The 22,503-nt window shown below is 60.4% G+C and carries 17 protein-coding genes; 12 read left to right on the forward strand and 5 right to left on the reverse strand.

Annotation, left to right across the window (positions count from 1 at the left end; all coding sequences use genetic code 11):
* The first annotated feature begins 125 nt into the window (after positions 1–125).
* Genes ACP3TY_RS14265 through ACP3TY_RS14290 form a run of 6 tightly spaced genes read left to right on the forward strand, consistent with a single transcriptional unit; the run spans position 126 to position 6,183 of the window.
* Positions 126–3,044 (forward strand): monovalent cation/H+ antiporter subunit A, encoded by a 2,919-nt coding sequence (locus ACP3TY_RS14265; RefSeq protein ID WP_426620388.1) that lies wholly within the window; start codon positions 126–128, stop codon positions 3,042–3,044.
* Positions 3,044–3,388, forward strand: coding sequence for a Na+/H+ antiporter subunit C (locus ACP3TY_RS14270; RefSeq protein WP_007910763.1), 345 nt, complete (start codon positions 3,044–3,046; stop codon positions 3,386–3,388). The genes ACP3TY_RS14265 and ACP3TY_RS14270 overlap by 1 nt, the downstream gene beginning before the upstream one ends.
* Positions 3,385–5,064 carry a monovalent cation/H+ antiporter subunit D gene (locus ACP3TY_RS14275; protein WP_053121321.1) on the forward strand — a complete coding sequence of 560 codons (1,680 nt, stop codon included), beginning with the start codon at positions 3,385–3,387 and terminating at the stop codon, positions 5,062–5,064. The genes ACP3TY_RS14270 and ACP3TY_RS14275 overlap by 4 nt, the downstream gene beginning before the upstream one ends.
* Positions 5,061–5,549: a Na+/H+ antiporter subunit E gene (locus ACP3TY_RS14280; RefSeq protein ID WP_053121323.1), complete on the forward strand. Its 489-nt coding sequence runs from the start codon at positions 5,061–5,063 to the stop codon at positions 5,547–5,549. Before ACP3TY_RS14275 ends, ACP3TY_RS14280 begins: the two co-directional genes overlap by 4 nt.
* The gene (locus tag ACP3TY_RS14285; RefSeq protein WP_003225959.1) at positions 5,546–5,824 is read left to right on the forward strand and encodes a K+/H+ antiporter subunit F; all 279 of its coding nucleotides are present in this window, start codon (positions 5,546–5,548) and stop codon (positions 5,822–5,824) included. Before ACP3TY_RS14280 ends, ACP3TY_RS14285 begins: the two co-directional genes overlap by 4 nt.
* Complete coding sequence (locus ACP3TY_RS14290; RefSeq protein ID WP_053121325.1) at positions 5,821–6,183, forward strand: Na+/H+ antiporter subunit G; 363 nt, start codon at positions 5,821–5,823, stop codon at positions 6,181–6,183. Before ACP3TY_RS14285 ends, ACP3TY_RS14290 begins: the two co-directional genes overlap by 4 nt.
* 121 nt (positions 6,184–6,304) lie before the next feature.
* Here the strand turns inward: ACP3TY_RS14290 and ACP3TY_RS14295 are convergent, their stop codons facing one another.
* From ACP3TY_RS14295 to ACP3TY_RS14305, 3 genes are all read right to left on the reverse strand, one after another.
* Complete coding sequence (locus ACP3TY_RS14295) at positions 6,305–7,402, reverse strand: extracellular solute-binding protein (RefSeq protein ID WP_426620389.1); 1,098 nt, start codon at positions 7,400–7,402, stop codon at positions 6,305–6,307.
* A 2-nt stretch (positions 7,403–7,404) separates the two neighbouring features.
* Entirely contained in the window at positions 7,405–8,529 is a 1,125-nt protein-coding gene (gene aguA, locus ACP3TY_RS14300; protein ID WP_426620390.1) for an agmatine deiminase, read from the reverse strand.
* 99 nt (positions 8,530–8,628) lie between these two features.
* Entirely contained in the window at positions 8,629–9,513 is an 885-nt protein-coding gene (locus ACP3TY_RS14305) for a LysR substrate-binding domain-containing protein (protein WP_159814128.1), read from the reverse strand.
* A 252-nt stretch (positions 9,514–9,765) separates the two neighbouring features.
* Here ACP3TY_RS14305 and ACP3TY_RS14310 point away from each other — a divergent pair, with 252 nt between their 5' ends.
* Together ACP3TY_RS14310 and ACP3TY_RS14315 are read left to right on the forward strand one after the other, a co-directional pair.
* Positions 9,766–10,254 (forward strand): GFA family protein, encoded by a 489-nt coding sequence (locus ACP3TY_RS14310; protein ID WP_426620391.1) that lies wholly within the window; start codon positions 9,766–9,768, stop codon positions 10,252–10,254.
* A 194-nt stretch (positions 10,255–10,448) separates the two neighbouring features.
* Positions 10,449–12,656, forward strand: a complete 2,208-nt coding sequence (locus ACP3TY_RS14315) for a TonB-dependent siderophore receptor (protein WP_426620392.1) — start codon at positions 10,449–10,451, stop codon at positions 12,654–12,656.
* A 209-nt stretch (positions 12,657–12,865) separates the two neighbouring features.
* On the opposite strand, the gene ACP3TY_RS14320 is transcribed toward ACP3TY_RS14315, so the two are convergent.
* Positions 12,866–13,750, reverse strand: coding sequence for a LysR family transcriptional regulator (locus ACP3TY_RS14320; RefSeq protein WP_212549216.1), 885 nt, complete (start codon positions 13,748–13,750; stop codon positions 12,866–12,868).
* A gap of 133 nt (positions 13,751–13,883) precedes the next feature.
* Here ACP3TY_RS14320 and ACP3TY_RS14325 point away from each other — a divergent pair, with 133 nt between their 5' ends.
* From ACP3TY_RS14325 to ACP3TY_RS14335, 3 genes are all read left to right on the forward strand, one after another.
* On the forward strand, positions 13,884–15,530 hold the full coding sequence (locus tag ACP3TY_RS14325) for a GMC family oxidoreductase (protein ID WP_426620395.1): 1,647 nt from the start codon (positions 13,884–13,886) through the stop codon (positions 15,528–15,530).
* Positions 15,531–15,690: 160 nt separating this feature from the next.
* Entirely contained in the window at positions 15,691–17,313 is a 1,623-nt protein-coding gene (locus ACP3TY_RS14330) for an MFS transporter (RefSeq protein WP_053121012.1), read from the forward strand.
* A 293-nt stretch (positions 17,314–17,606) separates the two neighbouring features.
* Positions 17,607–19,820, forward strand: a complete 2,214-nt coding sequence (locus ACP3TY_RS14335) for a C1 family peptidase (protein WP_426620396.1) — start codon at positions 17,607–17,609, stop codon at positions 19,818–19,820.
* Here ACP3TY_RS14335 and ACP3TY_RS14340 read toward each other — a convergent pair.
* Positions 19,817–20,185, reverse strand: coding sequence for a DUF427 domain-containing protein (locus tag ACP3TY_RS14340; RefSeq protein ID WP_159815188.1), 369 nt, complete (start codon positions 20,183–20,185; stop codon positions 19,817–19,819). The genes ACP3TY_RS14335 and ACP3TY_RS14340 overlap by 4 nt on opposite strands.
* A 367-nt stretch (positions 20,186–20,552) precedes the next feature.
* Here ACP3TY_RS14340 and ACP3TY_RS14345 point away from each other — a divergent pair, with 367 nt between their 5' ends.
* Entirely contained in the window at positions 20,553–22,484 is a 1,932-nt protein-coding gene (locus tag ACP3TY_RS14345) for a DNA topoisomerase III (protein WP_426620397.1), read from the forward strand.
* The last annotated feature ends 19 nt before the right edge of the window (positions 22,485–22,503 follow it).

The following is a 22,503-nucleotide window of genomic DNA, read 5'->3' on the forward strand; positions in this document are numbered from 1 at the left end:
TCCCTCGAAACAATGCTAAACCGAAATATTCAGACTACTTTGTAGGATTCTGAGACATCCTGGCGTTTGGTGATCGGGGAGCTGGCACGTATGATGCTTCACAAACTTCCGCAGATTAGAAGCCTATGTCCCTGATAGTTCTACTGCTTCTGCCATTCATTGGCAGCTGTCTGGCAGCGGTGCTGCCACACAACGCGCGTAACACCGAATCCCTGTTGGCAGGTCTGGTCGCTCTGATCGGTACCGTCCAGGTCGCGATGCTGTACCCGCAAATCGCCCACGGCGGCGTCATCCGCGAAGAATTCATGTGGCTGCCCAGCCTCGGTCTGAACTTCGTGCTGCGCATGGACGGCTTCGCCTGGCTGTTCTCGATGCTGGTGCTCGGCATCGGCACACTTGTTTCTTTATATGCCCGTTATTACATGTCGCCGGATGATCCGGTGCCGCGTTTCTTCGCGTTTTTCCTGGCGTTCATGGGCGCCATGCTCGGCCTGGTCATCTCGGGCAACCTGATCCAGATCGTGTTTTTCTGGGAGCTGACCAGCCTCTTCTCGTTCCTGCTGATCGGCTATTGGCACCACCGCGCCGACGCCCGACGTGGCGCCTACATGGCGTTGATGGTCACCGGTGCCGGCGGGTTATGCCTGCTGGCGGGGGTCATGATTCTCGGCCATGTCGTTGGCAGCTATGACCTCGACAAGGTCCTGGCCGCCGGCGATCTGATTCGCGCACATGCCCTCTACCCTATCCTTCTGCCCCTCATTCTTATCGGCGCACTCAGCAAAAGTGCGCAGTTCCCGTTCCACTTCTGGCTGCCCCACGCGATGGCGGCGCCGACCCCGGTTTCTGCTTATCTGCACTCGGCGACCATGGTCAAGGCCGGGGTGTTCCTGCTTGCGCGCCTGTGGCCGTCGCTGTCCGGCAGCGAAGAATGGTTCTACATCGTCAGCGGCGCCGGCGCGTGTACGCTGCTGCTCGGCGCGTATTGCGCGATGTTCCAGAATGACCTCAAGGGATTGCTGGCCTACTCGACCATCAGCCACCTCGGCCTGATCACCTTGCTGCTGGGTCTTAACAGTCCGCTGGCCGCCGTCGCGGCGGTGTTCCACATCCTCAACCACGCCACGTTCAAGGCCTCGCTGTTCATGGCCGCGGGCATCATCGACCACGAGAGCGGCACCCGTGACATCCGCAAACTCAGCGGCCTGATCAAACTGATTCCCTACACCGCGACCCTGGCCATGGTTGCCAGCGCCTCGATGGCGGGCGTGCCGTTGCTCAACGGCTTCCTGTCGAAAGAGATGTTCTTCGCCGAAACCGTGTTCATCAACGCCACGGCCTGGGTAGAAATGTCGTTGCCGATTGTCGCGACCATCGCCGGCATGTTCAGCGTCGCTTACTCACTGCGCTTCACCGTTGATGTGTTCTTCGGCCCGCCGGCCACCGACCTGCCGCACACCCCGCACGAACCACCGCGCTGGATGCGCGCGCCGGTTGAGTTGCTGGTGTTCACTTGCCTGCTAGTGGGGATTTTCCCGGCGCAAATCGTCGGCCCGCTCCTTGCTGCTGCGGCGCTCCCCGTGGTCGGTGGCGTGCTGCCGGAATACAGCCTGGCGATCTGGCATGGCCTGAATGCACCGATGGTCATGAGCCTGATCGCCATGTCCGGCGGCATCGTTCTGTACCTGCTGCTGCGCAAGCAGTTCAAACTTGGCCGATTCAAATACCCGCCACTGGTGGGACGCTTCAACGGCAAGCGCCTGTTCGAACGCAGCCTGGTAGTGATGATGCGCATGGCCCGGCGCGTCGAGCGACGTTTGGGCACCAAGCGTCTGCAAATGCAATTGTTCCTGATGGTGCTGGCCGCGGTGCTCGCCGGTCTGATCCCGATGCTGCACAGCACGCTGAGCTGGGGCGACCGGCCGAAGATTCCCGGCTCCATCGTCTTCGTGACCCTGTGGCTGCTGGCGATCGCCTGTGCCCTCGGTGCCGCTTGGCAGGCCAAGTATCACCGTCTCGCCGCACTGACCATGGTCAGCGTTTGCGGCCTGATGACCTGCGTGACCTTCGTCTGGTTCTCCGCACCGGATCTGGCGCTGACGCAACTGGCTGTTGAAGTGGTCACCACGGTGCTGATCCTGCTCGGCCTGCGCTGGCTGCCACGACGGATCGAAGAGGTTTCACCTTTGCCGAGCACCCTGCGCAGGGCCCGCATTCGTCGTCTGCGCGACTTGTTGCTATCGATTGCCGTCGGCGGCGGCATGGCGCTGCTGTCCTACGCGATGCTCACGCGGCAGACGCCGAACGACATTTCCTCGTTCTACCTCAGCCGCGCCATGCCCGAGGGCGGTGGCAGCAACGTGGTCAACGTGATGCTGGTGGATTTCCGTGGTTTCGACACCCTCGGTGAAATCACCGTGCTGGTCGCCGTGGCGCTGACCGTATTCGCCCTGCTGCGCCGCTTCCGCCCACCAAAAGAAAGTATGCAGTTGCCGGCTCAGCAACGCCTGCTGGCACCCGACGTGGTCACCGATCTGGTCAACCCGCGTTCGGCCAGCGACACCGCGCTCGGTTTCATGATGGTGCCGGCGGTGCTGGTACGCCTGCTGCTGCCGATTGCGCTGGTGGTGTCGTTCTACCTGTTCATGCGCGGGCACAATCAGCCGGGCGGCGGTTTTGTCGCCGGTCTGGTGATGTCGGTGGCGTTCATCCTGCAATACATGGTCGCCGGCACGCAGTGGGTCGAGGCGCAAATGAGCCTGCGACCGTTGCGCTGGATGGGCACCGGATTGCTGTTCGCCACCGTCACCGGTTTGGGGGCGATGCTGGTCGGCTATCCGTTCCTGACCACGCACACCTGGCATTTCAGCTTGCCGGTACTGGGTGACATTCATATCGCCAGCGCGCTGTTTTTCGACGTCGGCGTATACGGCGTGGTGGTTGGGTCGACGCTGTTGATCCTCACCGCCCTCGCCCACCAATCGGTGCGGGGCCACAAGACCGCATCGCTGCCCAAGTCCGTCGCCAGCAAAGGAGCCGTCTGATGGAAGAAGTCATCGCAATCGCCATCGGCGTCCTCGCGGCGTCCGGCGTCTGGTTGATCCTGCGGCCACGGACGTTCCAGGTGGTCATGGGCCTGTGCCTGCTGTCCTACGGCGTCAACCTGTTCATCTTCAGCATGGGCAGCCTGTTTATCGGCAAGGAGCCGGTGATCAAGGACGGCGTGACTCAGGACTTGCTGCACTACACCGACCCGCTGCCACAGGCGCTGGTGCTGACCGCAATCGTTATCAGCTTTGCCATGACCGCGCTGTTCCTCGTCGTTCTGCTCGCTTCGCGCGGCTTGACCGGCACCGACCACGTTGATGGCCGGGAGCCTAAAGAATGATGGCGATGACTCACCTGATCGCCGCACCGATTCTGCTGCCGCTGCTGACCGCCGCCATCATGTTGATGCTCGGCGAACGGCACCGGCCGCTGAAGGCGAAGATCAATCTGTTCTCCAGCCTCGTCGGTTTGTTCATTTCGGTGATGCTGCTGCAATGGACACAAACCACCGGCGTGCCCGGCTCCATCGGTGTGTACCTGCCGGGCAACTGGCAGGCACCGTTCGGCATAGTCCTGGTGGTCGATCGACTGTCGGCGCTGATGCTGGTGCTGACCGGGATTATCGGCGTCAGCGCCCTGCTCTTCGCGATGGCGCGATGGGACGGCGCCGGTTCGAGCTTCCACGCGCTGTTCCAGATTCAATTGATGGGCCTGTACGGCGCCTTCCTCACGGCGGATCTGTTCAACCTGTTCGTGTTCTTCGAAGTCTTGCTCGCCGCGTCTTATGGCCTGTTGCTGCACGGCTCGGGTCGGGCGCGGGTGTCGTCGGGGCTGCATTACATCTCTATCAACCTGTTGGCCTCGTCGCTGTTCCTGATTGGCGCGGCGCTGATTTACGGCGTCACTGGCACGCTGAACATGGCGGATCTGGCGCTGAAAATTCCGCTGGTGCCGGAAGCCGACCGTGGCTTGCTGCATGCGGGCGCGGGCATTCTCGCTGTCGCGTTTCTGGCCAAGGCCGGCATGTGGCCGCTGAACTTCTGGCTGGTGCCGGCCTATTCCTCGGCCAGTGCGCCGGTGGCGGCGATGTTCGCGATCATGACCAAGGTCGGCGTCTACACCCTGCTGCGTCTGTGGACGCTGCTGTTCTCCGGGCAGGCCGGCGCTTCGGCGTACTTCGGCGGCGAATGGCTGATCTACGGCGGCATGGTGACCATCGCCTGCGCCGCGCTGGCGATTGTCGCGGCGCAACGTCTGGAGCGCATGGCCAGCCTGAGCATTCTGGTGTCGGCAGGGATTCTATTGTCGGCGGTCGGTTTCGCTCAGCCGAACCTGATCGGCGCGGCGCTGTTTTATCTGGTCAGCTCGACGCTGGCCTTGAGCGCACTGTTCATGCTGGCAGAGTTGATCGAACGTTCGCGCTCGGCCAACGAAATCCCGCTGGAAGACGAAAGCGACATGCTGCCGCGCCCGCAAGAATCCTTGCAACCGCCCAAAGGCATCAACCTCGACGACGAGCAAAAAGCCGTGGTCGGCCAGGTCATCCCGTGGACGATGGCGTTTCTCGGTTTGAGCTTCATCGCCTGCGCCCTGCTGATCATCGGCATGCCGCCACTGTCCGGATTCATCGGCAAACTCAACCTGATCAGCGCCCTGCTCAATCCATTGGGACTGGGTGCCGGGGAGCCGATTTCGATGGCCGCATGGGCATTGCTGGCATTGCTGATTCTTTCTGGGCTGGGCTCGTTGATGGCGTTCTCGCGCTTGGGTATTCAGCGTTTCTGGACGCCTGAGGAACGACCTTCGCCGCTGCTGCGCAAACTCGAATGCGCGCCGATTTTCCTGCTGCTGGGTTTGAGCATCGTCCTGACCTTTAAGGCTGAGCCGCTGATGCGCTTCACCCAGGCCACCGCCGATGCGCTGAACAATCCGCAGCAGTACGTGATGGCGGTGCTGGGCACCCGCGCCGTACCAAGTCCGGAAGCCAAAGCGGCGATGCTGGAGGTGCAGCCATGAAGCGCATTTTTCCTGCACCGTTGCTGTCGCTGGCGCTGTGGCTGCTATGGCTGGTGCTGAACCTGTCGGTCAGCCCGGGCAATCTGCTGATCGGTGCGATCCTCGGTTTTTGCGCGCCGTTGATGATGCGCAAACTGCGCCCGAAGCAGGTGCGCATTCGTCGTCCGCTGACAATTCTGCGCCTGCTATTGGTGGTAGGACGCGACGTGGTGGCTTCCAACCTGATCGTGGCCTGGGGCGTACTCAATGCCGGGCGCCGCCCACCTCGCTCCGGGTTTATCAAAGTGCCGCTGGATCTGCGCGACGCCAACGGTCTGGCTGCGCTCGCGGCAATCTGCACCGTGGTGCCCGGCACGGTGTGGTCGGAACTGGCGCTGGATCGCAGCATTCTGTTGCTGCACGTTTGGGATCTGGACGATGAGGCGCATTTCATCGAGCACTTCAAAACCACGTACGAGCGGCCGTTGATGGAGATCTTCGAATGAGCCCATTACTGTCGAACGCGATTTTGTTGACGCTGTTCCTGTTTTCGCTGGCCATGGTGCTGACGCTGATTCGCCTGTTCAAGGGCCCCTCGGCGCAGGATCGGGTACTGGCGCTGGATTACCTGTACATCGTCGCGATGCTGATGATGCTGACGCTGGGCATTCGCTATTCCAGTGACACGTATTTCGAAGCGGCGCTGCTGATCGCGCTGTTCGGCTTCGTCGGCTCGTTTGCCCTGGCGAAATTCCTGCTGCGTGGCGAGGTGATCGAATGAATGCTGAATTGTCTCTGTGGGTCGAGATTCCGGTGGCGATCCTGCTGGTACTCAGCGGTGTGTTTGCGCTAATTGGTGCGACCGGATTGCTGCGGATGAAGGATTATTTTCAGCGCATGCACCCGCCGGCACTGGCTTCGACACTGGGCGCCTGGTGTGTGGCGCTGGCCTCGATCATTTGCTTTTCGGCGCTGAAATCGGGGCCGGTGCTGCATGCATGGTTGATCCCGATTTTGCTGGCGATCACGGTGCCGGTGACCACGTTGCTGCTGGCGCGGGCGGCGTTGTTTCGCAAGCGTATGGCGGGGGATGATGTGCCGGCTGAGGTGAGTAGTCGGCGGACTGAGGGTGGTAGCTGATTCAGGATTTTGGTTGTCTGGACTGGCGCCTTCGCGAGCAAGCTTTGCTCCTACAGGGGCATGCATTCCGATGTAGGAGCAGAGCTTGCTCGCGAAGGCGTCGGGACATCCAACACAAATCTCAGAGCCCCGACTTCAACCGGCTAAACGCCCGAATCAACGCCCGGTTGAACGCCTTGCCATTGTCATTCTTGCTATACAACGTAGTCCGAACTTCAGCCGAGGGATACGTCCCCGGATCATTGCGAATCGATGCATCCACCAAACCATCCGCCGCCGTGATCGCATTGGCGTAATGGATGGTGTCAGTAATTGGCGCCATCACCTCAGGCGTCATCAGATAATCCATCAACGCCAGCCCGGCTTCGGGATGCGGTGCATCCTTGGGGATCACCATCGCGTCAAACCAGATCAAGGTGCCTTCTTTCGGAATCCGGTAACTGAGCTTGAACGGCTTGTTCGCCGCCTCCGCTTGCCCAGCGGCAATCGCCACGTTGCCGTTCCACGACATCGCCACGCAAGTGTTGCCGTTGGCGAGATCGCTGATGTTCAGGTCATTGTCGAAGTAGCGAATATACGGACGAATCTTCGCCAATTGCTGCTCGGCGAGTTTCAGGTCATCAAGGTTCTGCCGGTTGATGTCCAGGCCCATGTACTTCATGACCGCCGCAAACACTTCATTCGGATCATTGAGCAGGCTCACCCCGCAGTCGGCGAATTTCGACACCACCGCCGGATCGAATAACATCGCCCAGCTGTCTTCTGGCGCATCGGGCAAACGCTTTTTGACCGCCTCCTCCTGATAACCCACGCCCGTGGTGCCCCACGCGTAAATCCCCGCGTAACGATTGCCCGGATCGAACACCGCCATGTGCTGACGGAACTCTTCCCCGACGCCGGCAAAGTGCGGCACCCGCGCCTTGTCCAGCGGCTGGATCGCACCGCTGTCGATGGCTCGCGACAGATGCTGCCCAGCGGTGAGCACCAAGTCGTAGCCACTGCGCCCGGTGAGCAGTTTGGTTTCGACGGTTTCGAGCGAGTCGAAATGATCGGCAACCACATGGATGCCGGTTTTCGCCTCGAAATTCTTTAAGGTGTCCGGGGCCAGGTACTCGCCCCAGATGTATAGGTTAACCACCGGTTTGGCGGTGTCGGCAGCCTGCACACACAAGGGTGCAAGCACCAGCAATAACGCTTGAGTCAGTTTGTGCAGGCGCATGGTCACGCTCCCTTCTTATGGTCAGGGGTGCCGGCGTACTGCGGCATGGTGATGCACGCCACGTTGCCGCCGCCAAGGAGAATTTCCCGGGAGTTTTCAATGCCGACGATCTTGTGCTGCGGGAACAGTTCGGCCAGCGTCGCCATCGCGACTTCGTCCTGACGATCACCAAACAGCGGCACCACGATCGAGCTGTTGCCGGCGTAATAGTTGATGTACGACGCGCAGATTTTCGTGCCGGCCTGACGGGTGTGGGTGCTGTCCTGCTGATCCAGGCCTTCGGCTTCTTCGGCGGTCCATTCGAGCACGTTCGGTTGCGGCAGTTTGTGCACGATCAGTTCACGGCCACGGCTGTCGCGGGTGCTGCGCAGAATGTCGTAGGCCTCTTGATAGATTTCCCATTGCGGATCGTCGCGATTGTCGGTCCATTGCAGCACCACTTCACCGGGGCGGACAAAGCAGGCGAGATCGTCGACGTGGCCATCGGTTTCGTCGAACTTGCAGCCGCGTGGCAGCCAGATCACTTGTTCGGCGCCGAGGTAATCGGTGAGTCGGCGGGTGACTTCCTCTTTGCCCAGATGCTGATTGCGATTGCGGTTGAGCAGGCACTGTTCGGTGGTGAGGATGCTGCCCTGACCGTCGCTCTGGATGCCGCCGAGTTCAGCAATCAGTGGCGCGCGATAGCGGTCGAAACGTTCGATTTCGAGGATTTTGCTGGCGATCTGATCGTCTTTGTCCCACGGGTAATAGAGGCCGCCGTCGAGGCCGCCGTAAGCGTTGAATTCGAAATCAACGCCGCGCACTTCGCCACTCTGATCATTGACCACAAAGCACGGGCCGCTGTCGCGGAACCAGGTGTCGTTGCAGGTCATCTCGACCACGCGCACTTGCGGCGGCAACTGGCGACGGGCCGTGGCGAATTGTGCAGCGGAGGCGCAAACGGTGACCGGTTCGCTGTGGGAGATGGCGGTAACGATCTGCACCCAGACTTTCTGCGCAGGCTTGGCGCCGTTGCGCCAGACGTCAGTGCGCTCCGGCCAGCCGAGCCAGCAGCCGGACTTGCTTTCGAATTCGCCGGGCAGACGGAAGCCGTCGTGTTTTGGGGTGGAGTCGAGCAAACGTGCCATGGTCAAACCTCGTCTTCGCGATGGGAATGACCACACAGTACGGGCGTTGGCGAAGGGCCTGCCAACGATGAATATTGCGGAACAGTTGAATTCAACTCATCAATCAGCGAGCTGATCGTTGAACCATTCAAGCATCTGCGCCACGGCCGGACGCTCCATGCGCACCCGTTCGCAGACCAGCGCGTATTGGCCGAGCGCAGTCATGCTGGAGGTAAAGGGCCGCACCAGCCGCCCGCTCTGCAAATCTTCCTGCGCGGTGAGGTTGTCGCCCATCGCCACGCCCTGCCCTTGCGCCGCGGCTTCCAGCGCCAAACCCGCGTGAGCGAAATACAACTGACGTTGCGGACGCTGATCGCCGGCGTGACTCGTCAGCCACGCCGTCCAAGTCTTGCCGTCCTGATCGTCATGCAGCAGGCAGTGGCGGGCCAGATCCTTGGGGGTTTTAAGCGTGCCCTGGTTAAACAGGCCGGGGCTGCACACCGGGAAGAATTGCAGCGCCGGCAACGGTCGAACGAAGTAAGCGCTGCTGTCGACCGGGCCGGTGCCGTAGGTGATCGCCAGGTCGATGTCTTCGCCGGGGCCGCTGGCGTCGATTGGTTGTTCGTAGAGGTGCAACGTGATGTGTGGATAGCGCGCGTAGAAATCGGTGAGGCGGCTCATCAGCCACTTTTGCGCAAGTTCGGCGGTCACGGCCAGGCGCAGCACGGCCAGCGAGGATGGATCGCGCAACTCATCGCAGGCGTCGCCGATCAATTCGAAAGCTTGCTGCAGGCTTTGCATCAGGCGGCCAGCGGCGATGGTCGGGCGGATTTGCCGGCCTTCGCGGATGAACAGAGAGACGCCGAGTTGTTCTTCGAGCTGGCGGATCTGGTGGCTGACGGCGCTGTCGGTGACGCACAGTTCGGCGGCGGCGCGACCGAAATGCGCGTGACGAGCGGCGCACTCGAAGGTTCGCAGGGCGGCCAGTGAGGGGAGTCGTCGCATGGGTTGTTGATCCCTGTTTTTAGGCGGACATGCTGACCGGCCGGACTGCGCCAGTCCAGTAGGAGCTGCCGCAGGCTACGATCTTTTGATCTTGTTTGACTAACCAAAGTCAAAAGATCGCAGCCTGCGGCAGCTCCTACAGGGGGAATGCATTTCAAATTGTGTGCGGGCTTGCTCGCGAAGGCGGCGGCACATTCACCACAACTCTTCTAGGCTAACCCGAACCATCCCAGCCAACCGGAGGCCCCCATCATGCACCTCGAAGGCTCCTGCCACTGCGGCGCGGTCACGTTCAGTCTGACCAGCGCCCACCCCTACCCCTACCAACGCTGCTACTGCTCGATCTGCCGCAAAACCCAGGGCGGTGGCGGTTACGCGATCAACCTCGGCGGCGACGCGACGACGCTCAAGGTGCAGGGTCGCAAGAACATCACGATTTACCACGCAAAGATGAAAGACCCAGGCGAAAAACGCGCCCACCGCAGCACCGCGGAACGGCATTTCTGCGCATTGTGCGGCAGCGGTTTGTGGCTGTTCAGCCCGGAGTGGCCGGAGCTGATCCACCCGTTCGCCTCGGCCATCGACACCGCGTTGCCGGTACCGCCGGAACACACGCACTTGATGCTCGGCTCGAAGACATCGTGGGTCGAAGTCGACGCCAAAGCCAAGGACAAGCAGTTCGACGTCTACCCCGAAGAATCCATTGCGCAGTGGCATGAACGCCTCAACATAACCTGCTAACCACACCCTGTGTAGGAGCTGCCGAAGGCTGCGATCTTTTGATCTTGATTTTAAAGATCAAAAGATCGCAGCCTTCGGCAGCTCCTACACAGGGGGCATTAATTTTATGTACGCAGTTCCCCTTTGCCGTTCTCGTTCGGTTAACCCCTCAGAAGCACTTCAACTACCGATCGATTCGATGCAAAGGGATCTCCATGTCGCACGTCCGTTTTCGTTTTGCCTTGTGCCCGTTGGCGCTGGCCCTGCTGAGCCTCCACGCGCACGCCGCTGAAACTGTCGCTAAAACCGATGAAGCCCTGCAACTGGGCGCCACCAATATTTCCGCGCAAGGCCTCGGTGCGGTCACCGAAGACACCCATTCCTACACCACCGGCGCGACGTCGTCGGCCACCGGCTTGCCGCTGTCGATTCGCGAAACACCGCAATCGGTCACGGTCATCACCCGCCAGCAAATGGACGATCGCGGCGTGCAAAGTGTCGGTGATGCACTACGCAACACCCCCGGCATTTCCACGCAAAAGTACGACAGCGACCGCACCGAGTTTTCCGCGCGCGGCTTCGCCATCACTAACTTCCAGTACGACGGCGTGAACATTCCGTACGACGGTGTGTACGGCGAAAACCCGAACAACGGTGACGACGCCGCGAGCATTGATCGCGTCGAAGTGATCAAAGGCGCGACCGGCCTGATGACCGGTAACGGCGATCCATCGGCCACCGTCAATCTGATCCGCAAGAAGCCGACCAAGGAATTCAAAGCGTCAATTAGCGGCACCGTCGGTTCGTGGGATGCCTATCGCACCGTCGGCGATATCTCCGGATCGCTGACCGATTCGGGCAACGTGCGCGGGCGTTTTGTCGGTGCCTATTCGGACAAGAATTCCTACCTCGATCACTACAGCCAGAAGAAAGACCTGTTCTACGGCATCCTCGAAGCCGACCTGAGCGACGACACCCTGCTGACCTTCGGCATCGACAAATCCAGCACCACGCCGCGCGGCAGTTCCTGGACTGGCAACCCGGTGTACTTCAGCGATGGCGGCCGCACCGAATTCCCGCGTCATTTCAACTCCGGTGCTGACTGGAGCCGCCGCGATTTCGACAACATCACCTACTTTGCCTCGCTGGAGCAGGCGCTGGCGAATGACTGGAAATTCAAGGTCAGCCTCGACCAGAAAACTACCGATCACGATACGCAACTCGCCTCGGCCAGCGGTGGCAATCCTGATCGCGCCACCGGCGAGGGCATGTTCTTGTATTGGGGCCGCTGGGAAGGTCATCGCGTGCAGAACACCGCCGACGTCAACGTCTCCGGCCCGTTCACCTTGGGCGGTCGCGAGCATGAGCTGATTGCCGGCGTGATGACCGCGCACTCGCGCCAGACCGGTTCGACCTACGACACCAGCGCCTTCGCGCAAGTACCGGGAAGCATTTACGACTGGAACGGTGAACTGCCGAAACAGCAATTCCCGAAGAACGGTAAATACGAGCGCACCCAAAGCCAGAACGGTGTGTACCTGGCCACGCGCCTGCACCCGACCGATGATCTGTCGGTGATCCTCGGCAGCCGCTTGAGCACCTTCAAATACAACGAAGATTACGGCTACATCCCCGGCGCCGGGCTGGACGATACCCACGCCAGCTACAAGGAACACGGCGTGGTCACGCCTTACGCCGGGCTGGTCTACGACCTCAACGACACCTACTCGCTGTACGCCAGTTACACCAGCATCTACCAGCCGCAGACTTACAAGGACATCAACGGTTCGACCCTTGCCCCGGTCGAAGGCGACAGCTATGAGGCAGGCTTGAAAGCGGCGTATTTCGACGGTCGATTGAATGCCGCGCTGGCGTTTTTCCGCATCGAACAGGACGGCGTCGCCGAATCGATTGGCACCAACCCGGTGACCAACGAAGGCATCTACAAATCCATCGACGGCGCGACCACCCAAGGCGTGGAACTGGAACTGGCCGGCGAACTGGCCGAGGGCTGGAACGTCTCCGCCGGCTACACCTACGCGCGCACCCGCGATGCCGATGAGCAGCGCATCTATGGTTATCCACTGTCGACCACCAAGCCGGAACATGTGGTGCGCACTTTCACCACCTATCGACTGCCCGGTGTGCTGGACAAGGTTACCGTCGGTGGCGGCGTGAGCTGGCAGAGCGCGTTCTACGGCAACGTCTACAGCGCCCCGGCCGGCGATTACACGCGCATCAAGCAAGGCGGCTACACCCTCGTCGACCTGATGACGCGCTATCAGTACAACGAAAACCTGAGCTTCACGGTGAATGCCAACAACGTGTTCGACAAACAGTACCTGACGGGGCTGGGCAACTTCGACACCACGTTCTACGGCGAGCCACGCAATGTGATGCTGACGACGAAATGGGATTTTTGATCCAGGGCTGAATTGGTTTTTTCAGGGCTGGCCTCATCGCGAGCAGGCTCACTCCTACAGGGTTTGGTGGTGCCTACAATATTTGGACACGACAGATAACCCATGTAGGAGTGAGCATGCTCGCGATGGCGGTGGGTCAGTCAGAGTTGTTTTGACTGGGCTGACGCTTTCGCGAGCAAGCCCCACAGGGGGGATTTTGGTGTGTCAGGCTAGCCGCGCAGCAGGTGCTGTTCGGCTTCACACAACCCCACCACATAGTCCCAAACCACCCGCAGCCGCACCGACTTGTGCAGTTCCCGCCGTGTGCTGATCCAGTAGCTGCGCTCGATGCTTTCATCCGGCAGTAACGGCACAAGATCAGGATCCGACGCCGCCATGTAGCAAGGCAACACCGCAATCCCCAACCCCGACCGCGCCGCTTCCTGCTGGGCGATGACGCTGGTGCTGTGAAACACCACCCGAGGGCTGCGGCAGAAGCTGTTGAGGAACATCAGTTCCTGGCTGAATAGCAAATCGTCGACATAACCGATCCACGCATGCCTTCCCAAATCCTCACGGCTGTTCAATGGCGGCGCCTTGTCGAGGTAGCTTTGGCTGGCATAAAGCGCCAATCGATAGTCAGTGAGTTTGCGCGTGACCAGCATGTCCGCCGCCGGCCGTTCCAGATGAATACTGATCTCCGCCTCGCGGTTAAGAATGCTGACAAAACGCGGCACGGCGACCAGTTCCACTTCCAGTCCCGGATAGCGCTCGAACAAGCCGATCATGCGGCTGGCGAGGAATTTGATGCCGAGCCCCTCAGTCACGCCCACGCGAATCTTGCCCAGCGGCGCCGTCGATTGAGTGATCTCTTCCTGCGCCAGCAACGCCACGTTCTCCATCGCCTCCGCATGCTTGAGCAGCGCCTCCCCCGCCGGGGTCATCTCATAGCCCTGCGCATGCTGGACAAACAACGCAGTGCCGAGGCTTTTTTCAATGGCTTCGATGTGGCGGGCGACGGTGGCGTGGGTGGTGTTGAGGCGCCGGGCGGCGGTGAGCAGGCGGCCGCTGCGTTGCAGTTCGAGAAAAAACCGCAGGTCGTTCCAGTCGAACATGCTGTGTCCTTGTCGGCTATTGTCTAGTGTGGCTGTTTAAAAACGCACAGCGGCTGCGCAAAAACTAACATTCTTTTGACGAAAGCTAACAACTAGAGTGTCCGACAACAAAAACAATAAGTGAGGTCAGGGAATGCAGACTTTCCTCGATGAGTTCGACTACATCGTGGTCGGCGCCGGCCCCGCCGGGTGCTTGCTGGCCAATCGGCTGTCGGCCGATCCGCAGCAGCGCGTGTTGCTGCTCGAAGCCGGTGGACGCGACAACTATGCGTGGATTCACATTCCTGTGGGTTACCTGTTCTGCATCGGTAATCCGCGCACCGACTGGTGCTTCAAAACCGAACAACAAACCGGCCTGAATGGCCGCGCGCTGAGCTATCCGCGCGGTAAAGTGCTGGGCGGCTGCTCGTCGATCAACGGCATGATCTACATGCGCGGCCAGGCCAACGACTACGACGGCTGGGCGGCCGAGGGCAATCCGGGCTGGGCCTGGAACGACGTGCTGCCGCTGTTCAAACAGAGCGAAAACCACTATGCCGGCGCCGCTGATTTTCACGGCGCCAAGGGCGAATGGCGGGTTGAACAACAGCGCTTGTCGTGGCCGATTCTTGATGCGTTTCGCAGTGCCGCCGAACAGAGCGGCATCGCCAGCATCGATGACTTCAATCAGGGCGACAACGAGGGTTGCGGCTACTTTCAGGTCAATCAGAAATCCGGCGTGCGCTGGAACGCGGCGAAGGCGTTTCTGAAACCGGTACGCGACCGGGCGAACCTGACGGTGCAGACCGGGGTTGACGTGGATCGTGTTCTGCTGGAGAACGGTCGCGCCTCAAAAGTCAGTGCGCGGCATGAAGGTCAGGTCAAACAGTTCAAGGCGCGTAAAGAGATCGTGTTGTGCGCCGGATCGGTCGGTTCGCCGAGCATTTTGCAGCGCTCCGGGATTGGCCCGCGACCGCTGCTGGAACGCCTTGGTATCGGCGTGATTCATGAGTTACCGGGCGTCGGCGGCAATCTGCAGGATCACCTGCAATTACGGCTGATCTACAAGCTGGAAAACGCGCGCACCCTGAATCAGATCGCCGGCAGTGTGTGGGGCAAGATGGGCATGGGTCTGCGTTATCTGTATGACCGCAGCGGGCCGCTGTCGATGGCGCCGAGTCAGTTGGGCGCGTTTGCGCGTTCGGGGCCGGAGCAGACCTCGGCGAATCTGGAATACCACGTGCAGCCGCTGTCGCTGGAGCGCTTTGGCGAGCCGTTGCACAGCTTTCCCGCGTTTACTGCTTCTGTCTGCGATCTGCGTCCGCAGAGTCGTGGGCGCATCGACATTCGTTCGGCGGATCCGCAGGAAGCGCCGCTGATTCAACCCAACTACCTTAGTCATCCAGAGGATTTGCGTGTGGCGGCGGATGCGATTCGTCTGACCCGGCGCATCGTCAGCGCCCCGGCCCTGCAAGCGTTCAAACCGGTGGAATATTTGCCCGGCGCGAGTTTGCAAAGTGAAGAGGAATTGCATCAGGCAGCGGCGACGATTGGCACGACGATTTTCCATCCGGTCGGCACGTGTCGGATGGGTAACGACGGTGATTCGGTGGTCGATGCGCAGTTACGCGTGCACGGTGTGCCCGGATTGCGCATCGCTGACGCCTCGATCATGCCGCGCATCACCTCGGGCAACACCTGTTCGCCTACGCTGATGATTGCCGAGAAAGCGGCACAACTCATTCTCAACCCCAACACCAGGAGCAGCACCGCAAAACCGGAACTGGCCCAAACCCTGTAGGAGCTGCCGAAGGCTGCGATCTTTTGACTTTGAATTTTTGAAATCAAAACCAAGATCAAAAGATCGCAGCCTGCGGCAGCTCCTACAGGGATATGCGTTTGATTCATGGGCATCGAGCATCAGTGGAACAACAAAAACAATCACTGTGAGGGATACCGATATGTCAGAACACGCTCAGCCGCTGGCCGCTGCGAGCAGCGCCACAACCAGCAACGACACACAAAAAGTCATCTTCGCTTCATCACTGGGGACGGTGTTCGAGTGGTATGACTTCTTCCTCTACGGCGCCCTCGCGGCGGTGATCAGCAAGCAGTTTTTCGCCGGGGTCAACGACACCACGGCGTTCATCTTTGCGCTGATGGCGTTCGCCGCAGGCTTTATCGTGCGGCCGTTCGGGGCGCTGGTGTTCGGTCGGTTGGGGGACATGATCGGGCGTAAATATACCTTCCTTGCGACGATCATTTTGATGGGCGTGGCGACGTTCTGCGTCGGCCTGCTGCCGACCTACGCCAGCATCGGCATCGCCGCGCCGATCATTCTGGTGGTGCTGCGCATGCTTCAGGGCCTGGCGCTCGGCGGTGAATACGGCGGCGCGGCGACTTACGTGGCGGAACACGCGCCGATCGGCAAACGCGGTTTCCACACCAGCTGGATACAGTCCACGGCGACCCTCGGCCTGCTGCTGTCGTTGCTCGTCGTGCTCGGTTGCCGTTACTTCACCGGCGATCAGTTCGAAGTGTGGGGCTGGCGCATTCCGTTCCTGCTGTCGATCGTGCTGCTGGGCATTTCCACCTGGATTCGCCTGAGCCTGCACGAGTCGCCGGCCTATCTGAAAATGAAAGAAGAAGGCAAAACCTCCAAGGCGCCGATCCGCGAATCCTTTGGTAAATGGGAAAACCTCAAAGTCGTGTTGATCGCGCTGTTCAGCATCAACGCCGGGCAAGCGGTGACCTTCTACGCGGCGCAGTTCTACGTGCTGTTCTTCCTCACCCAGTTCCTGAAAATGGATCCGGCGGTGGCCAACACCTTGCTGATTATCAGCGTGGTGATCGGTGCGCCGTTCTTCATCATTTTCGGCTGGCTGTCGGATAAGGTCGGACGCAAACCAGTGCTGATGCTCGGCCTGCTGCTGGCGACGGCGCTGTACTTCCCGATCTTCAAATCGCTGGCGCACTACGCCAACCCGGCCATCGATCAGGCCAGCCGTCAGGCGCCGATCACGGTGATGGCGGACCCGGCGACCTGCACCTTCCAGTTCGATCCGGTCGGCAAGGCGAAATTCGACAGTCCGTGCGACAAGGCGAAAACCTTCCTGGTCAAGCAAGGCCTGCCCTACTCCAGCGTCGCTGCGCCGGCTGGCAGTGCGATACAAATCAGCGTCGGTGACGTGAAGCTCGACGGCTACGACGAAGCCGCTTTGCGCGGCGCGATCACCCTCGCCGGCTACCCGCAACAGGCCGATGCGCAACAGATCAACAAGCCGATGATTGTCGCGCTGATCGTGGCGCTGATCATTATTTCGGCCATGTGCTACGGGCCGCTGGCGGCGCTGATGGTTGAACTGTTCCCGACGCGCATCCGCTACACCTCGATGTCGCTGCCTTATCACATCGGCAATGGCTGGTTCGGCGGGTTTCTGCCAACGGTGTCGTTTGCGTTGGTGGTGTACACCGGGGATATTTTTTATGGGCTGTGGTACCCGGTGTTGATTACCGGCGTGAGCCTGGTGGTGGGGATGATCTTTTTGCGTGAGACCAAAAACATCGACCTCGATAAAAACTAACTCCACCCATTATTTCCCAATAGAAAGAAAACCTGTGGCGAGGGGATTTATCCCCGCTGGGGTGCGAAGCGCCCCCAAAACCTGCAACCAAGGTGTACCTGACACACCGAGTTGAAGGCATTGGGGCTGCTTCGCAACCCATCGGGAATGAATCCCCTCACCACAGAGGGCTCAGCTCGGCCATCGCGTTTCGCGCCCACCCGCCAAATCTCGTCTACGATAACCCTCACCCTTTTTAATCCCTGCGGCGCAGGACTGCGTTGGTGACGTGGGGTCGAATCGAGCACTCCATCATGCCCGCATCCCGTTTCGCCCTCGCGCAAACCACCATCACCCTCGACGCCCGTCCTGATCGCCTCGACCTGCGCGACCGGATTTTCACCGCGCGCGTGCAATCACTGCCCGCCTCGTTCCCGGCAGACGCTGAAGTCAGCAGCCAACTGGCCGATTATCTCGGCCGCGAAATGGTGCTGTACCAAGGCAAGGAAGGCGCCTGCACCGGGTTCGGCCTGTCCGCCGTGATCAACTATTTGCTGTGGCGCCGCGATCGCGATTCGGTGAAAACCAGCCCGCGCCAGCTCTACCATCTGGCCAAGCTCTACGACGAATGGCCTGGCGAGGATTACGCCGGTTCCAGTTGCCGTGGCGCGCTCAAGGGCTGGCACAAGCACGGCGTCTGCGAGAAAAGTCTGTGGCCCTACACCGTCGCCGCCGACGGCTCGGTGCCAGACTTCGAAGCCCCCGCGCCGAACTGGGCGGAAGACGCCGTCACTCGCCCGCTCGGGGTTTATTACCGCGTGGAAAAAGACGACATCACGTCGATGATGGCGGCGCTCTACGAAACCGGCGCGCTGTACGTGTCGGCCAATGTGCATTCCGGTTGGGCGCTGAAACCCAAGGCCAACACCAAAGCCTTCCAGAGCACGGCGCAATTGCCGGTGATCAAATGGAACGCCAAGCCTCAGGGCGGACACGCCTTCGCGTTGATCGGCTACACCCACGATGGATTTATCGTGCAGAACTCCTGGTCGACCGATTGGGGTTACTCGGGTTTTGCGATTCTCACCTACGAGGACTGGCTGGCCAACGGCACCGATGCCTGGGCCGTGGGACTTGGCGTGCCGATCAGACACGGCGCGATTTCGCGCAATGCGCGGCTCGATAAAGCGCAGGGAGAATCGGTGTTCCGCGATGCCTTGCCGACCTCCAGCGCCAAGCGTGAAGGCGTCTCGCTGTTCTCCGCTGAAGCACCGACAGCCGCCCGCAAAGGCCCGGCCGCGCTGACCAACGATCAGGCTTACGGGCTGACCATCGTCATGGAAAACAACGGCAGCATCGGCCCACGCTTGACCGATGTGGAAAACGTGCGCGCCGCCGTTGCGCGCATCGTCCGCGAATCGCCCAAGGCCTGGTTCGACAAACTCCCCGCCGGGCAAAAACCGAAAATTCTGCGCATCGCGATCTACGCCCACGGCGGGCTCAACTCGGAGCAGGATTCGATCAAACGCATTTGCGCGATGGCGCCGTACTTCCTCGAAAACGGCGTCTATCCGCTGTTCATCACTTGGCGCACCGGGGTGCTGGAGACGCTGACCGACATCGTCAAAGATGCCCTGCCCGGCCTGTTTCCAGATTCAGGTGGCTTGGGCGACGTGTTCAAAGTGATCAAGGACAAAGCCACCGAAGGTCTGGATCGCACGGTGGAAATGGCCACTAAAAAACTCGGTGGCGATCAGTGGAGCCAGATGAAGCAGAACGCCGAGGCCGCGTCGGTGGCCGGATTCACCCCGCGCGGGCTGATTGAAACGGCCGACAATCTGAAAAAACTCACGGCGGATGTCGGCGCCGACAAGATCGAATTGCACCTGATCGGCCACTCCGCCGGTTCGCTGATTAATGGCCACCTGATCCAGTTGCTCTGGGCGAGAGGCCTGCCGATTGCCACCTCAACACTGCTCGCGCCGGCTTGCACGCTCGACTTCGCCAACTCGACCTTCCGCAAAGTCATCGAGGGCGGCGGCCTCAAGCGCAAGGACTTCCACCTGCACATGATGTCGGACAACCGCGAGCAGGATGACAGCGTCATCGGCGTCTATCACAAGTCGCTGCTCTATCTGGTGTCGCGCTCCTATGAAGAATTGCAGCGCATGCCGTTGCTCGGAATGGCCAAGAGTCTCGACGGCGCGTATCAGGACTTCAGCAAACCTGATTTGTGCGAGTGGAACATCGCCGCGCAGGACATGACCGTGCAATGGAACAATTTCTACTGGGGCAACAAAATCCCCACAGGTTTTGCCCTGACCGGCAACGGCCTGAGTGCAGAGTCGGCGAAAACCCTGCACCTCTACAACGACGTGAAAATGACCTATGGGCCGGGCACTAAAGCAGACACCTCGCACGGTGGTTTTGATAATGACTTGAACGCGATGACCACCACGCTGAAGACGATTCTGCGGCTCGGCCCCGATGCGAAACTGGATCAGCCGTTTATTGACCTGAACTACTAGGGCTCGGCCTTGATCACTTCGAACTTCACTTGATCGGGGTAGAACGCCACGTAATCGCGGATCGGCGCGACCGAGACTTTCGGGTTTTCGTATGTCCACACGGCGTTGGCGCCTTCGTGTCCGGGGATTTGCAGACTGAAATAACTGGCGTCGCCCTTGTACGGGCAATAACTGGTGTGGTCGGTGCGGGCGAAATACTTTTCGTCGATGTCTTCGCGGGGGACGTAATAGACGGGCGGGTAATTGGCTTCGTTGAGGATCAGCACGTGTGAGGAAGCGGCGACCTGGATGCCGTGGAATTTCACCAGCAGGCAACCGACGAGTTGTTCGAGGTTGATGACAGGGCTGGGGCCGGAGGTTTTCATGGGGGTTTCTCCTGAGGACTGCGAAGAGACCGGTTCAGGTATAGCCCAAGTGATGTGTTTGCGGGTGGTGGACAGCCGAACGGCAAGAGCCCCTCACCCCAGTCCTCTGGGGCCAACCAAGTTGTCTTGCGTCAAGCGCCGACCTGGATGTGCTGTGTCGATTATGGATTCCCAACCGATCATTCAAGTCGGTGTACTTCCCTAATATCCCCCAATCAGTCCCCTCTACCTTTGGGAGAGGGCTAGGGTGAGGGCCAACAGACCCCGCAACACTTTTTATCTGTATATCCATACAGATAAAAGTTGCCCCCCAGCGCAACAAAAGCCATCCTGTGCACCTCCCAAACAACGATCAACGATGGTGGTTATGCGGCTGTACCTCTGTGAAAAACCTTCCCAGGCCAAAGACATTGCGGCCGTGCTCGGTGCCAAGCGCCGGGGCGACGGCTGCTGGCTGGGGACGGATGTCACAGTGACCTGGTGCATCGGCCATCTGCTGGAAACCGCGCCGCCGGATGCCTACGACGCGCGCTATAAACGCTGGGTGCTGGCCGATCTGCCGATCATTCCGGAAAAATGGAAGATGACCGTCAAGCCGCGCACCGCGAGCCAGTACAAAGCGGTGAAGCGTCTGCTCGGCGAGGCCAGCGAGCTGATCATCGCCACCGATGCCGACCGTGAAGGTGAAATGATCGCCCGCGAACTGGTCGAGCACTGCCGCTATCGCGGGCCGATTCGGCGCTTGTGGCTGTCGGCGCTGGACGAAGCATCGATCCGCAAGGCGCTCGCCGCGTTGAAACCGGGTGCCGAAACCTTCAGCCTGTATCACTCGGCGCTGGGGCGATCGCGGGCAGATTGGCTGATCGGCATGAACATGAGTCGGCTGTTCACGTTGCTGGGGCGTCAGTCGGGTTATCAAGGCGTGCTGCCAGTGGGTCGCGTACAGACACCGACCCTGCGTCTGGTGGTGGATCGCGACCGCAGCATCGCCGATTTTGTGCCGGTGCCGTTCTGGGCGATCGACGTGGATCTGCTGCACAACGGCACGCCGTTCACTGCGCAGTGGCGGGCGCCGTCGGATGCTTGTGATGATCAGGATCGTTGCCTCAATCAAGCGTTGGCTCAGCAAGCGGCGGCGGCCATCGGCAATGCGGCGACTGCCCGAGTGGTCAAACTGCGCACCGAACGTATGCGCGAAGTGGCCCCCCTGCCCTTCGATCTCGGCACGTTGCAGGAAGTCTGCTCGAAGAAACTCGGCCTCGGCGCGCAGGAAACCCTCGACATCGCCCAGGCACTCTACGAAACCTACAAAGTCGTCACCTACCCGCGCAGTGATTGCGGTTACCTGCCGCTGAGTCAGCACAGCGAGGCGCCGGGGATTCTTGCGGCGTTGCGCCAGGCCGACTCGAGCCTTGAAGCGTTGAACGGCTTTCTCGAGCCTCAGCGCAAGTCGCGAGCATGGAACGACGCCAAGGTCAGCGCTCACCACGGCATCATTCCCACAGCAGCAGCGAAGAACCTCGAGCGCCTGACCGGCAAACACCGAGCGGTCTACACGTTGATTCGCGCGCGCTATCTGGCGCAGTTCCTGCCCAACCACGAATACGATCGCACTCAGGCCGACTTCGATTGCGCCGGTGAAGCGTTGCGCGCGGTGGGCAAGCAGATCATTGAACCGGGCTGGAAGCGCGCATTGCCCGAAGCACTCGCGCCGGCCAAGGGACGTGAGGCGCCAGCGCCGCAAACGCTTCCAGCGCTGAGCCAAGGTGTTGAGTGCGCGGTGGCCGACGTGAAGTTCAAAGATCTGTGGACGCAGCCGCCCAAGCCTTACACCGAAGGCGATCTGATCAAGGCGATGAAGAATGTCGCCAAACTGGTGGAAGATCCGCTACTCAAGCAGAAACTCAAGGACACCACCGGAATTGGCACCGAGGCCACTCGCGCATCGATCATTCAAGGATTGCTCGATCGTGGTTATCTGGTGAAGAACGGCAAGGCGCTGGCCGCCACACCCGCCGCGTTCAGCCTGATCGACGCCGTGCCCCGCGCGATTGCCGACCCCGGCACCACGGCGATCTGGGAACAGGCGCTGGACATGGTGCAAAGCGGCGAGATGAGTCTGGAAGAATTCGTCACCAAACAAGCGGCGTGGATGAGCAAGCAAGTGACACGCTGCTCGGCGCTGAGCCTGACCATCAGCGGCCCACCGCCGACCGGCAAAGCGGCGACACCGTGGAAGAAAAAGCGCAAATCCACCCGCAGCCCGGCTAAACGCACAGCCAAAGCCATCACTAAATAATCGAGCTTTGTGAAGAACC

The organism is Pseudomonas rustica (assembly GCF_049959085.1).
Taxonomy (GTDB): domain Bacteria; phylum Pseudomonadota; class Gammaproteobacteria; order Pseudomonadales; family Pseudomonadaceae; genus Aquipseudomonas; species Aquipseudomonas rustica.